This is a genomic window from Caulobacter sp. BK020, assembly GCF_004342605.1.
Classification (GTDB): domain Bacteria; phylum Pseudomonadota; class Alphaproteobacteria; order Caulobacterales; family Caulobacteraceae; genus Caulobacter.
On record NZ_SLZL01000030.1, the window covers coordinates 1 to 12,884 of the forward strand.

Below are 12,884 nucleotides of genomic sequence, written 5' to 3' on the forward strand. Positions count from 1 at the left end.
TTCACCGTCCAGGTCGCCCCCGCCGCCGAGGGCTTCACCATCCGCCACCGGGCCGCCAAGGCCCGGGTGCTGGTCCTCACCCCGCGCAGCGCCGAGCTGCACGACAAGCTGCCCGAGAAGCAGGCCGCCGACACCTCGCGCCTGGTGCTCTCGCCCATGCCGGGCCTGGTGGTCAGCATGGACGTCGCCCCCGGCCAGCAGGTCCGCGAGGGCGAGGTCGTCTGCGTGCTGGAGGCCATGAAGATGCAGAACATCATCCGCGCCGAGCGCGACGGCCTGGTCAAGACCGTCAACGCCAAGGCCGGCGACCCCGTCGCCGCCGACGAGGTCCTGGTGGAGTTCGCATAGACGTGGTGATGTGCGCCTGGGTGGAGTTCAGAGGGAAGATTCGATGACGCTGATGCAGAAGCTGTTTTCGTTCCAGGGGCGGCTTCGCCGACGGGACTACTGGCTGCTGAGCTTCCTGCTGTTCGGCGTGGTGATCGCGATCTTCATTCTGGGCGCGGCCCTCGGGATCGATGTTTCGCAAGATTCGGGCGAAGCGGCGCTCCTGCAGCTGGTGGCGACCCTGGTCCTCCTGTGGCCGAGCCTGGCCCTGGGCGTGAAGCGTTGTCACGACCGCAATCAGAGCGGCCGGTGGCTGCTGATCGAATTGATCCCGCTGGTCGGCGGTCTGTGGGCGCTGGTCAATCTGGGCATTCTCGACGGAACCCAGGGCCCGAACCGCTTCGGACCTTCCCCGAAAGGGATCGGCGGCGACGACCGGGAACTGGAGAAGGTCTTCGCCTAGGCGCTCTTCCGTCCGGCCACGACGCGGCTTAGGTTCGGGGCGAAACGTCTGGGACCCTGGCTGAATGAACGAACGCGCGGAGTGGTGGGACCTGTTCCTGTCGGCCTCGGGCCGGACGGCGCGCGGTCCGTTCCTGATGGCCTCGGCGGCGCTGCTGGTCTTCGCCGCGCTCTACGAGTCGTTCGGCATCACCCTGCACCTGCTGACCGGCTGGCTGGTCTATCCGCCGCTGCTGTTCTTCGCGACCTGCGTGCTGTCCAAGCGCCTGCATGACCGCGGCCGCTCCGGCTGGTGGGCGGCGCTGATCCTGCTGTCGCTGATCGCCGTCTGGCCGACGCCCAGACACTTCCTGGACTTCCTGTTCACGGGCGTCGTGGTCTGGGCGGTCGTCGAGTTGGGCGTCATGCCTGGCGAGCAGGGCGCCAACCGCTATGGACCCAATCCGCTGAAGCCGGCGGCGGCGGTTTGAGCGCCGTGCGTCCTTCGAGGCTCGCCCAGGGGCTCGCACCTCAGGAAGAGGCATTCAGCAACAGCGGTCCTCATCCTGAGGCGCCCGCCTAGCGGGCCTCGAAGGACGCAGGGCGCTAGACCGGCGGGGCCTCGGCCGCGACCGGCCCGAACACCCGCTGGAACGCCGCCCGCAGGGCCTCATCCACCTCGTCCATGGTCACCGGCAGGCCCAGGTCGACCAGGCTGGTCACGCCATGCTCGGTCTGGCCGCACGGGACGATGCCGCTGAAGTGCTCGAGATCCGGCTCGACGTTGAGGCTGATCCCGTGGAAGCTGACCCAGCGACGCAGCTTGACGCCGATCGCGGCGATCTTGTCCTCGCGCGACCAGCCGGGACCCTTGCGCTCGACCCAGACCCCGACCCGGCCCTCGCGCATCTCGCCGGTCACGTTGAAGGCGGCCAGGGCGTCAATGATCCAGGTCTCCAGCGCCGCGACGAAGGCCCGCACGTCCCGGCCGCGCCGGGTCAGGTCCAGCATGACATAGGCCACCCGCTGGCCGGGGCCGTGATAGGTGAACTGACCGCCGCGGCCGCTCTCGAACACCGGGAAGCGGTCGGGGGCGATCAGGTCGGCGGGCTTGGACGACACGCCGGCCGTATAGAGCGGCGGATGCTCCAGCAGCCAGACCAGCTCGCCGGCCGTTCCGTCGGCGATGGCGGCCGCCCGGGCCTCCATGGCGGCAACGGCTGCCGGGTAGGGGACGCACCCGGTCGAAACCGCCCACCCCACGGGCGCGGCCTCGCTTGCTCCCAAAACCGGAAGCGCAGAGTTTTCAAGGTTTAACGGGCGATCAAGCATACGGCCTTAGTCTTGCAAGCGGAGAGCCGCGACCAGTCGCGGTCGCGAGTGAAATCCAGGGGCCTTACTTCGTGAGCCAGGTCAACGCCGTCAATGTCGAGATCTCCGTCCTGCTGGGGCGCTCGATCCTGCCGATGCAGCAGCTGCTGCGCATGGGCCGCGGCGCGGTGATCCCGCTGGACGCCAAGACCAATGACGAGGTCTGGATCCTGGCCAACAACCACCCCATCGCCCGGGGCGAGATCCAGATCAGCGACGACCGCATCGCCATCCAGGTGACCCGCGCCGCCGACGTCTACGACTACATGGCCGGCGGGACCTGAGGCTCCTTGCGGTCGCCGGGGAACCGGCCAGGCCCGGCCAGTGATCGCGCGCTTTTCGCGGCAGGCAAACTCCGCTCTTTCCAAATCGGACTCAGTTTGCTACCTGCCGCGCCTCACCACGAGCGGTCGTGGCGGAATTGGTAGACGCGCAGCGTTGAGGTCGCTGTGGGGCAACCCGTGGAAGTTCGAGTCTTCTCGACCGCACCAGGTGAGACAACGGATAGAGCGCTTCCGGCGAAATCGGTTTCCGACTCGCCAGGGGCGCTCTAACCATTTCCGGGGAAGGGCTTGACCCTTCGCAGCCTCAGGTCACGCGCAGGACGCACGTTTTCAGAATTCAGGAGGTCCCCATGTCCCGGGAAACAACCGACCTGACCGACGATCCGCGCCACAACCTGGTCATTCCCGAGCCTGAAGCCGTCGAGGATCTGGAAGACCTCGCGCTGGGCGACGACTACGCGCTCAATCCCGAATATGTGGAAATGGTCATCGACGCGGCGGACCGCGGCGACACCGGCCGGCTGCGCGAGCTGGTCCACGCCCTGGATCCGGCCGACGTCGCCGACCTGATGGGCTTCCTGTCGGCCAACTACCGCGAAGAGGTGATCCCGGTCCTGGACCCGGAATGGCTGGGCGAGATCATCGCCGAGCTGGACGACAACCTGCGCGAGGAAGTGCTGGAGGCCACGCCGTCGGCCACCCTGGCCAAGGCGCTGGAAGAGCTGGACTCCGACGACGCCGCCGACGTCATCGACGACCTCGACGAGGGCAAGCGCGCCCAGGTGCTGGCGGCCATGGACGAGGGCGACCGCGCGGCGATCGAGACGACCCTGGCCTACGAGGACGAGACCGCCGGCCGCCTGATGCAGCGCGAGTTCCTGGCCGCGCCGCAGTTCTGGACCGTGGGGCAGACCATCGACCACGTCCGCGAGGCCGGCGACCGCCTGCCCGAGCTGTTCTTCGACGTCTATGTGGTCGATCCCAGCTTCACGCCGGTCGGCGCCCTGCCGATCAGCCAGCTGCTGACCAACAAGCGCGAGACCCCCCTGGCCGAGATCATGGAGCCGGTGACCGAGATCGCCGTCGACATGGACCAGGAAGAGGTCGCCTACATCTTCGACAAGTACCACCTGATCAGCGCCCCGGTGGTCGAGCCCGGCGGCCGGCTGGTGGGGCAGATCACGGTCGACGACATCGTCGGCGTCATCCGCGAGGAGGCCCAGGAGGACATCCTGGCCCTGGCCGGCGTCAGCGACACCGGCCGCGACGCGACGGTCAACGACATCGTCCGCTCACGGCTGCCCTGGCTGCTGCTGAACCTGGTCACCGAGACCATCGCCGTCAGCGCCATCGCCATCTTCCAGGACCAGATCGCCAAGCTGGTGGCCCTGGCCGTGCTGATGCCGATCGTCTCGTCCCTGGGCGGCAACGCCGGGACCCAGACCCTGGCCGTGGCCGTTCGCGCCCTGGCCAGCAAGGAGCTGAACGCCGCCAACGCCCGCCGGATCATCGTCCGCGAGCTGTCGGTCGGGGCGATGAACGGCCTGGTCCTGGCCGTGGTGATGGGCATGGCGACCTTCGTCTTCTACCACAACGCCAAGCTGGCGATCACGGTGGGCCTGGCGCTGGTGGCCAACATCGTCACCGCCGCGCTGGGCGGCATCCTGGCCCCGCTGGCCCTGGAGAAGATGGGCCGCGACCCGGCGGTCTCCTCGTCGATCTTCGTGACGTTCCTGACCGACTTCATGGGCTTCTTCGCCGTGCTGACGATCGCGGCCCTGCTGTTGCGGTAGGCGGCGGTCCAGCCTTCAGGCAAAAAATTCGCGGGAAGACCCTGCGGACTTCACGCGCGGCGCCCATCTTGCGCCGCGCGCCCTGAACGCATCCGCGTCTGTATCAAACTGGGTCAGTCTTGGCGATGAAACCGCGCTATCAGGTCTCCCGCGCCGCCGTCGATCTCATCAAGAGGTTCGAGGGTTACCGGATGAAAGCTGCCCAGCTGCCCGACGGCCGCTGGACGCTGGGCTACGGCCACACCCTGACCGCCCGCGCCGGCGCTTCCGTCTCGGAACAGGACGCCGAAGCCCTGCTGCTCTACGACCTGATCACCGTGGCCCACGCGGTCAACGAGAATGTCTATACGACGCTGAACCAGAACCAGTTCGACGCCCTGGTCTGCTTCGCCTTCAATATCGGCACGGAAAACTTCGTCCGCTCGGCCGTGCTGCGCCGCCTCAACGAGGGCGCGCTGCTGCAGGCGGCCTGCGAGATGGAGATGTGGCGCAAGGCCGATTTCGAGGGCGAGCGCATCGTCATCGACGCCCTGGTCCGCCGTCGCTCGGCCGAGAAGGCGCTGTTCCTGACCCCGCCGGACGGCGCCTGGGTGGCCGCGCCCAGCTCGGTGCTGCGTCCCAGGATCGACCACGACGCCGGCAAACTTGTGCCCAGCCAGGCGCCGGTCGCTATTACCACCGCCCTGACCGGCGACAGGGCCGTGGCCTTGCGCGACGACGGCTCGTCCGCGACGGCCTTGCCCGGCGCGGGACCCAGCGCCAGCGAACAGGCGGCCGCCGCGGTCGGCGCGCGGCTGGAGGCGATCCTGCCGGATGAAGCCGTCGCGCCGACCGCGGCGATCGCCGCGCCGGCCCAGGATTTGGGCTTGCCGGAGCCGCCGGTTCCCGCCGCCGCCCCGTCGCCGTTCATCTATGCGACCCCGGAGCCGCAGCCGGCGGCCTCGTCGAGCGCCGCGCCCTTCCAGCTGACGCCGGAGGAGCCGGCCGCCGAGCCCGTCGCCCCGGCCCCCGAGCCGAGCCTGTTCGAAACCGCTCGTCCGGCGCACGAGGCCTCGCTGTTCAATCTGGGCGGTTTCTCGACCAGCGGCCCGGTCAAGCTGGAGACCCAGGACGTCGCCTTCTCCGATGTGCAGCCGCACGCCTTCGGCAGCGTCAGCCTGCTGGTCATCCTGGGCCTGCTGGGCCTGGCCCTGTTCGGCGGCGGCATCCTGTGGAACCTCAGCGTCGGGGCCGGCGAGGGCCTGTCGCTGGTCAAGATCTTCGGCTGGAGCGCCAGCGTGGTCGGCATGATCTGCTTCGCCACCGCGACCTATCTGCTGATGCGGCGGCTGGGAGACCCCGGGCCGCACGACGAAGACTAGACCACGATCGCCATTATCGTGAGCATGAACGCCCGCGGGTCTGCTTGATCCGCGGGCGTTTGTGCTATGCAAGGGGGCATGAGCAATCAAACCGCACCCTCGATGGACTTCGCGCTGGGCGAGACGGCCGACGCGATCCGTGACACCACCGCCCGCTTCGCGGCCGATCGCATCGCGCCTATCGCCGCCAGGGTCGATGAGACCAACGCCTTTCCCCGCGAGCTGTGGGTCCCGATGGGCGACCTGGGCCTGCACGGCATCACGGTGGAGGAGGAGTTCGGCGGCCTGGGCCTGGGCTATCTCGAGCACGTGATCGCCATGGAGGAGGTCAGCCGCGCCTCGGCCTCGGTGGGGCTCAGCTACGGCGCCCACTCCAACCTCTGCGTCAACCAGATCCGCCGCTGGGCCAACCCTGAGCAGAAGCAGCGCTACCTGCCCAAGCTGATCAGCGGCGAGCATGTCGGCTCGCTGGCCATGAGCGAGGCCGGGTCGGGCTCGGACGTGGTGTCGATGAAGCTGAAGGCCGAGCAGGTCGGCGACCGCTACATCCTGAACGGCACGAAGTTCTGGATCACCAACGCGCCGCACGCCGACACCCTGGTGGTCTACGCCAAGACCCCCAATGGACAAGAGGGCTCAAAGCGGATCACCGCCTTCCTGATCGAGAAGGGCATGAAGGGCTTCAGCGTCAGCAAGAAGCTCGACAAGATGGGCATGCGAGGGTCGGACACCGCCGAACTGGTGTTCGAGGACTGCGAGGTGCCGGAGGAGAACGTCCTGGGCCCGGTGGGCGGCGGCGTCGGGGTGCTGATGAGCGGCCTGGACTATGAGCGGGCCGTGCTGTCGGCCGGGCCGCTGGGCATCATGCAGGCCTGCCTGGACGTCGTCCTCCCGTATGTCCGCGAGCGCAAGCAGTTCGGCCAGGCGATCGGTTCATTCCAGCTCATGCAGGGCAAGGTCGCCGACATGTACGTGGCCCTGAACTCGGCCCGGGCCTATGTCTACGCTGTGGCGCGGGCCTGCGACGCGGGCAAGACCACGCGGTTCGACGCGGCCGGCGCCATCCTGATGGCCTCGGAAAACGCGGTGAAGGTGTCGCTGGAGGCCATCCAGGCCCTGGGCGGCGCGGGCTACACCAAGGAATGGCCGGTCGAGCGCCTGCTGCGCGACGCCAAGCTCTACGACATCGGCGCGGGCACCAACGAGATCCGGCGCTTCCTGATCGGACGGGAGCTGGTGGGAGCGTAGATCCTCCCCCACGGGGAGAAGTGGCCCGCAGGGCCGGAGGGGGCCGCCGCTAGTCCCCCCTCAGTCGGCTTCGCCTACAGCTCCCCCATAGGGGGAGCAGCAAAATGTAAGGGCCGCCCCGATCGCTCGGGACGGCCCTCCATCGTCGTAGCCGCGTCCGCGGCGTGACTTCAAACCTTAGGCGTTCAACGCCTTCAGTTGGAGACCTCGATCTTCAGGCCCCAGGTCACGACTTGCGACCGCGGTTGGAGACAATGAGACACTGGTCACCTCCTTTCAGTTGTTGAACAACACCAGACGAATATGGGCGCCGATCGGCCGTCCTGCAAAGGGGCAATGTCGCGACCGGACGTCGCGGCCCGCGACGGCTGCTTTGAAAGGCGCCTGTAGACGAGAAGAAGGGCACTCCCGGGTCGCGCAAGGGGGGCATGCGCGGCCCGGGGCCGCATCGTCGGATCAGGCTAGAGGGCCCGCACGATCACGACGATGAGGGTCCAAAGACCAAGATTGAAGCCCAGCACGCCCAGGCGATACACGTAGGCGGCCGAAGGGTTGGCGTCGACGGCGACGGCGACGGCGACAGCGGTGGCGGCGGGGCGTTTCACTGTGGTTTCCTTCCTGTGGCGCGTTAAGTCCGCGCCTTGACCAAAAGATAGGCCCGGGCTGCCCCCACTCCCATGCGACAAAACCGACGGATCGGTCCAAATAGGCGGACCGATTGTCGCAGTTTCTCGCACGGAGGGCCGGATGCCGGTCTGGGACCCCGACGTCTACCAGCGCTACAAGGCCTATCGCGACCGACCGGCCCTGGACCTGATGCTGCAGATCCCCCGCGACCTGCAGCCGCGCGAGATCTGGGACCTGGGCTGCGGGACGGGAGAGCATGCGGCCCTGCTGGCCGGCCGCCATCCCGGCGCCCGGGTGCACGGCCTGGACTCCAGCCCCGAGATGCTGGCCCGAGGCCGGGCGATGCGGAACGACATCGACTGGGTGCTGGGCGACATCGCAACCTTCGCGCCCGAGGTTCCGCCGGACCTGATCTTCACCAACGCCGCCCTGCAGTGGGTGGACGGCCATGAGACGCTGTTTCCCCGTCTGATGGGCCTGCTGGCGCCGGGCGGCGTCCTGGCCTGCCAGATCCCCGTGGTGGCGGACGACGGCTGGCGGCGCAGCCTGCGCGAGACGGCCCTGGACGGGCCCTGGGCCGCGAGGCTGGCCGATGTCGAGCGCGTGCGTTCCGGCGTCGATCCGCGCCCCTATCACGACTGGCTGTCGCCCCTGAGCCAGGATCTCGACGTCTGGGTGACGACCTACGTCCACGCCCTGGGCGGCGACGACCCGATCGTCGACTGGACCTCGGGAACCAGCCTGCGGCCCTATCTGGAAGCTTTGAACGATCCGACCGAGCGGGCCGCGTTCCTGGCGGCTTGGCGCGAGCGGCTGGCGGCCGACTATCCGCGCCGCGACGACGGGGTGACGCTGTTCCCGTTCAGCCGGCTGTTCGTGATCGCCCGGCGCTGGTGAGGCCGGGGCGAACGGCCTTCCATGCTCCCTCTCTCAAAGAGAGAGGGATTCTAACGCTCTGGGCCGAACGCGGAAACGGACGGCGTTCTAAAGGGTCCATCTCCTAGCGCCGCCCTTCGGCCTCCGAGAGCTCCCTCAAGCTCGGCCGGCGGCGCAGCTCGGTCACCGGCTTGCCCAGGCTGTCCAGGGCCAGGGCCGCGGCGGCGCGGCCGGCGGCGACCGCGGGCTCGAAGGCCTTCCAGTCGCGGATGTCGATCTCGTTGAGCTTGGGGGTGATCAGCACGTCCGAGGCCTCGCGGCTGGCCGCCAGGTCGCGCCCCGTCGAGACGGTGGCGGCCCGCATCAGCAGGGCGACGATCGGCGGACCCTTGCGCCACTCGCCCGACCAGAACCAGCGCCACAGCGAGGTGGGGCGATCAACGTCGTCGGCGGTGATGCTGCGGCCGCGCGTGACGTCCACCCCGACGATCGGCCCCAGCTGGAAGGCGCGCATCACATCGGCCGGGAAGTTCTTCATCACCGCCCCGTCGACCAGCACCGAATGGCCGTCGGCCACCGGCGGCAGCACCCCGGGCAGCGAGATCGAGGCCCGCAGCGCGTCGCGCAGGACCCCCTGGCGGTGCAGGTGATAGGCGCCGGAGGTCAGGTTCGACGACACGCAGAAGAACGGTAGCCACAGGTCGGCGATCTCGATGCCGTCGAAATGCTCGTCCAGCCGCGCCTTGACCTTCAGGCCCTGGGTCATGGCCACCAGGGGGAAGGCGATGTCGTCCAACGGGCTGGTCTCGACGAAGGCCTTGCGGATGCGGGTTTCCATCTCGCCATCGTCCCAGCCCATGGCCAAGCCCGCGGCGACCACCGCGCCCATCGAGGCGCCGCCCACGAAGTCGATCGGCACGCCGCGCTCGCGCAGGGCCTGGATGGCCCCGACATGGGCGTAGGCCCGCGCTCCGCCCCCCGACAGCACCAGCCCCACCGACTGGCCGGTCAGCACCCGGGCCAGGCGCTGCACGTCGGCCATGCCGTTCTCGCGGACGTGGAACAGCCGCGCGGCCTGGGTGGCGTTCAGCCATTCGCCCGAGCCCCTTGGATGGGTGACCTTGGCGGGCTGCAGCAGGATCAGGTCGACCAGCCGCTGGTCCTGCAGCGGGCCGGACGCGTAGGTCGGGATCACCGCCGGCGGCTTGCGATCGCCCAGGCCGACCCGGAACAGCCGGTCCACCTGCCGGCCGACCACGTGCTTCCAGGCGGTCTCCTCGGCCTCGGCGACATACAGCACGAAGTCGTGCTGGCGCTCGACCGTGCTGAACCATTCGGTGGGGGCCAGCAGCGAGGCCGCGCCCTCGACGGTGACCGAATAGCCCAGGGCGGCGATGGCGTGGGCGATGCGCTCGACGATCGGCCGGATCGCCTTGCCCGGCTCGACCGCGATGAAGCCGAACACCGACGGGTCGCCGATCGAGGCGTGGGCCCCGGCGTTGCGGGCCCGGCGGATCATCAACCGCGACAGCTCGATCATCACGTCCGGATCGCGCTCGACCGCCTCGAAGAAGGCGGCGCGGGGCAGGGCCAGGACCTCCGAATCGCGCAGGGCCACCAGGTTGGCCGAGTGGGCCGAGCCGGCGATCATCGCCATTTCGCCGGCCGGCTCGCCCGGGCGGATAACCCCCAGGAACTGCGGTTCCTGGCCTTCCTCCCGCCGGAACGCGCCCAGTCGGCCGGTGCGCAGGAAGTAGAGATAGTCCGCCGCCTCGCCCGGTGCGTAGAGTGTCGCGCCGCCTGGAAGCGAGAACCAGGCGGCGTCGCCTTCGCGGTGTTCTTGCGCGAAGAGCCGGGCGAGGGCCGTGTCGGCCATGAAGTCGGGCAGGGTGACCACGGGTGGACGCTAACTTGAACCGCGGACCTTGGCCAACGAAGGTCAAAAACTGCGGCTTTCGGTGGGAAACGGAAAAGGCTATGCCTCGATAATGCCGAAGATGAACATGAGTATCGACAAGAACGGCGAGACCTTCGCCAAAAACGCCGCGCACAACCGCGCCCTCGTGGAGACTCTGCGCGAAAGGGTCGCGGTGGCGGCCCTGGGCGGCCCCGAGAGCGCCCGCACGCGCCACGCGTCGCGGGGCAAGCTGCTGCCGCGCCAGCGGGTCGAGCGTCTGCTGGATCCCGGCTCGCCGTTCCTGGAGATCGGCCAGCTGGCCGCCTGCGACCTCTACAATGGCGAGGCGCCGGGCGCCGGCCTGATCACCGGCGTCGGCCGGGTGTCGGGCCGCGAGGTGATGATCGTCGCCAACGACGCCACGGTGAAGGGCGGCGCCTATTTCCCGATGACCGTGAAGAAGCACCTGCGGGCCCAGGAGATCGCCCAGCAGAACGGCCTGCCGTGCGTCTATCTGGTCGACAGCGGCGGGGCCAACCTGCCGCACCAGGCCGAGGTGTTCCCCGACCGCGACCACTTCGGCCGGATCTTCTTCAACCAGGCCCGGATGAGCGCCCAGGGCATCGCCCAGATCGCCTGCGTCATGGGCTCGTGCACGGCCGGCGGCGCCTATGTGCCGGCCATGAGCGACGAGACGGTGATCGTCCGCGACCAGGGCACCATCTTCCTGGCCGGCCCGCCGCTGGTGAAGGCCGCCACCGGCGAGGTGATCAGCGCCGAGGAACTGGGCGGGGCCGACACCCACGGCCGCCGATCGGGCGTGGTCGACCACGTGGCCAATGACGACGAGCACGCGCTGGAGATCGTCCGTTCGATCGTCGCCAACCTGAACACCACCAAGCGCGTCGAGACCGAGATCCGCGACGTCAAACCGCCGCTGTTCGACGCCGAGGACCTGTACGGCGTCATCCCCACCGACGTGCGCGCGCCCTACGACGTGCGCGAGGTGATCGCCCGCATCGTCGACGGCAGCGAGTTCGACGAGTTCAAGGCGCTGTACGGCACGACCCTGGTCTGCGGCTTCGCCCGCATCTGGGGCCAGCCGGTGGCGATCCTGGCCAATAACGGCGTGCTGTTCAGCGAGAGCGCCCTGAAGGGCGCGCACTTCATCGAGCTGGCCTGCAAGCGCAGGATTCCGCTGGTGTTCCTGCAGAACATCTCGGGCTTCATGGTCGGCGGCAAGTACGAGGCCGGCGGCATCGCCAAGGACGGGGCCAAGCTGGTCACGGCGGTCGCCTCGGCCGAGGTGCCCAAGTTCACCGTCCTGATCGGCGGCAGCTTCGGAGCGGGCAACTACGGCATGTGCGGCCGGGCCTACAGCCCGCGCTTCCTGTTCACCTGGCCCAACAGCCGCATCAGCGTGATGGGCGGCGAGCAGGCGGCCAGCGTGCTGTCGACCATCAAGCGCGACGGCCTGGAGGCCAAGGGCGAGACCTGGGCGGCCGAGGACGAGGAGGCCTTCAAGGCCCCGATCCGCGCCCGCTACGAGGCCGAGGGCGACCCCTACCACGCCACCGCCCGCCTGTGGGACGACGGGATCATCGACCCGGCCCAGACCCGCGACGTGCTGGGCCTGGCGATCAGCGCCAGCCTCAACGCCCCGATCCCCGAGACGACGTTCGGCGTCTTCCGGATGTGATGGTGGATGCCCTCGTCCTTCGACAAGCTCAGGATGAGGAATTCGAATGTCGGAGTAGCCCTCATCCTGAGCCTGTCGAAGGACGAGGGCGGACCAAGAAAGTAAAAGACATGACCAATCCCATCGCCGATCCGCTCGTCGAAGTCCCCGACACCGACGCCATGACGCCGCTGGTCCATCTGGACTCCACGCCGGGCGGCGCGGTGACGGTCTGGATCAACCGTCCGGCCAAGAAGAACGCCTTCGACGCGGAGACCATCGCCGCCCTGCACCAGGCCTTCGAGACCCTGCATGGGGCCGAAGGCGTGCGGATCGTCTTCCTGCGCGGGGTGGGCGGGGCGTTCAGCGCCGGGGCCGACCTGGAATGGATGAAGGCGGCGGCCGACTGGGGCGAGGACGACAACCGCGACGACGCCCTGGGCCTGGCCCGGATGCTCAAGGCCCTGCACGACATCCCCGCCCTGACCGTGGCCCTGGTCGAGGGCCCGGCGTTCGGCGGTGGGGCCGGCCTGGTGGCCGCCTGCGACCACGCCCTGGCCACGGCCGACGCCCGCTTCGCCTTTTCCGAGGTCAAGCTGGGCCTGACCCCGGCCACGATCAGCCCCTATGTGATCGCCGCCCTGGGCCCGCGCACCGCCAAGCTGCTGTTCGCCACGGGCCGGGTGTTCGACGCCGACCAGGCCTGGAGCTACGGCCTGGTCGGCGAGGTGTTCGACGACGCGGCCGGCCTGGTCGCCGCCCAGGAGGCCCTGATCGAGGAGGTCGCCCTGTGCGCCCCGGACGCGATCGGCGACGCCAAGGCCCTGGTCAACGACTTCGTCGGTCAGAAGATCGACCACGGCCTGCTGGAGGAGACCGCGAAACGCATCGCCCGCCGCCGCGTGTCGGACGAAGGCCAAGAAGGCGTGCGCGCGTTCCTCGAACGCCGTAAACCCGGCTGGACCATCTAGAGTCGAGCAG

General features: G+C 69.0%; 13 protein-coding genes and 1 tRNA gene. 11 read left to right on the forward strand and 3 right to left on the reverse strand.

The window, feature by feature from the left end:
* The 3 genes from EV278_RS22615 to EV278_RS22625 all read left to right on the forward strand — a co-directional run.
* Positions 1-348 (forward strand): biotin/lipoyl-containing protein (locus EV278_RS22615; RefSeq protein WP_347812838.1); only part of this gene is annotated, 348 nt, incomplete at its 5' end.
* A 43-nt stretch (positions 349-391) separates the two neighbouring features.
* Positions 392-790, forward strand: a complete 399-nt coding sequence (locus EV278_RS22620; protein WP_132096286.1) for a DUF805 domain-containing protein — start codon at positions 392-394, stop codon at positions 788-790.
* A 64-nt stretch (positions 791-854) separates the two neighbouring features.
* Positions 855-1,259, forward strand: coding sequence for a DUF805 domain-containing protein (locus EV278_RS22625; RefSeq protein ID WP_132096288.1), 405 nt, complete (start codon positions 855-857; stop codon positions 1,257-1,259).
* A 115-nt stretch (positions 1,260-1,374) separates the two neighbouring features.
* Here EV278_RS22625 and lipB read toward each other — a convergent pair whose 3' ends face one another.
* Entirely contained in the window at positions 1,375-2,100 is a 726-nt protein-coding gene (lipB, locus tag EV278_RS22630; protein ID WP_132096290.1) for a lipoyl(octanoyl) transferase LipB, read from the reverse strand.
* Between the two features lie 53 nt (positions 2,101-2,153).
* On the opposite strand from lipB, the gene EV278_RS22635 reads away from it, so the two are divergent.
* The 5 genes from EV278_RS22635 to EV278_RS22655 all read left to right on the forward strand — a co-directional run bounded on the left by EV278_RS22635 (position 2,154) and on the right by EV278_RS22655 (position 6,825).
* Positions 2,154-2,423, forward strand: coding sequence for a FliM/FliN family flagellar motor switch protein (locus tag EV278_RS22635; RefSeq protein ID WP_132096345.1), 270 nt, complete (start codon positions 2,154-2,156; stop codon positions 2,421-2,423).
* 122 nt (positions 2,424-2,545) lie between these two features.
* Positions 2,546-2,630, forward strand: a tRNA-Leu gene (locus tag EV278_RS22640).
* A gap of 143 nt (positions 2,631-2,773) precedes the next feature.
* Positions 2,774-4,216 (forward strand): magnesium transporter, encoded by a 1,443-nt coding sequence (mgtE, locus tag EV278_RS22645; protein ID WP_132096292.1) that lies wholly within the window; start codon positions 2,774-2,776, stop codon positions 4,214-4,216.
* A gap of 125 nt (positions 4,217-4,341) precedes the next feature.
* Positions 4,342-5,577, forward strand: coding sequence for a lysozyme-family localization factor SpmX (gene spmX / locus EV278_RS22650; protein WP_132096294.1), 1,236 nt, complete (start codon positions 4,342-4,344; stop codon positions 5,575-5,577).
* A gap of 78 nt (positions 5,578-5,655) precedes the next feature.
* The gene (locus tag EV278_RS22655; protein WP_132096296.1) at positions 5,656-6,825 is read left to right on the forward strand and encodes an isovaleryl-CoA dehydrogenase; all 1,170 of its coding nucleotides are present in this window, start codon (positions 5,656-5,658) and stop codon (positions 6,823-6,825) included.
* A gap of 461 nt (positions 6,826-7,286) precedes the next feature.
* Here EV278_RS22655 and EV278_RS24135 read toward each other — a convergent pair whose 3' ends face one another.
* Positions 7,287-7,430, reverse strand: a complete 144-nt coding sequence (locus EV278_RS24135; protein WP_165916748.1) for a hypothetical protein — start codon at positions 7,428-7,430, stop codon at positions 7,287-7,289.
* A 142-nt stretch (positions 7,431-7,572) separates the two neighbouring features.
* On the opposite strand from EV278_RS24135, the gene EV278_RS22665 reads away from it, so the two are divergent.
* Positions 7,573-8,349: a methyltransferase domain-containing protein gene (locus tag EV278_RS22665; RefSeq protein WP_132096298.1), complete on the forward strand. Its 777-nt coding sequence runs from the start codon at positions 7,573-7,575 to the stop codon at positions 8,347-8,349.
* Positions 8,350-8,452: 103 nt separating this feature from the next.
* On the opposite strand, the gene EV278_RS22670 is transcribed toward EV278_RS22665, so the two are convergent.
* Positions 8,453-10,204 (reverse strand): patatin-like phospholipase family protein, encoded by a 1,752-nt coding sequence (locus EV278_RS22670; RefSeq protein WP_132096349.1) that lies wholly within the window; start codon positions 10,202-10,204, stop codon positions 8,453-8,455.
* Between the two features lie 112 nt (positions 10,205-10,316).
* Here EV278_RS22670 and EV278_RS22675 point away from each other — a divergent pair, with 112 nt between their 5' ends.
* Both EV278_RS22675 and EV278_RS22680 read left to right on the forward strand, forming a co-directional pair.
* The gene (locus tag EV278_RS22675; RefSeq protein WP_132096300.1) at positions 10,317-11,924 is read left to right on the forward strand and encodes a carboxyl transferase domain-containing protein; all 1,608 of its coding nucleotides are present in this window, start codon (positions 10,317-10,319) and stop codon (positions 11,922-11,924) included.
* Between the two features lie 110 nt (positions 11,925-12,034).
* Positions 12,035-12,874: an enoyl-CoA hydratase-related protein gene (locus EV278_RS22680; protein WP_132096302.1), complete on the forward strand. Its 840-nt coding sequence runs from the start codon at positions 12,035-12,037 to the stop codon at positions 12,872-12,874.
* Positions 12,875-12,884: the final 10 nt, after the last annotated feature.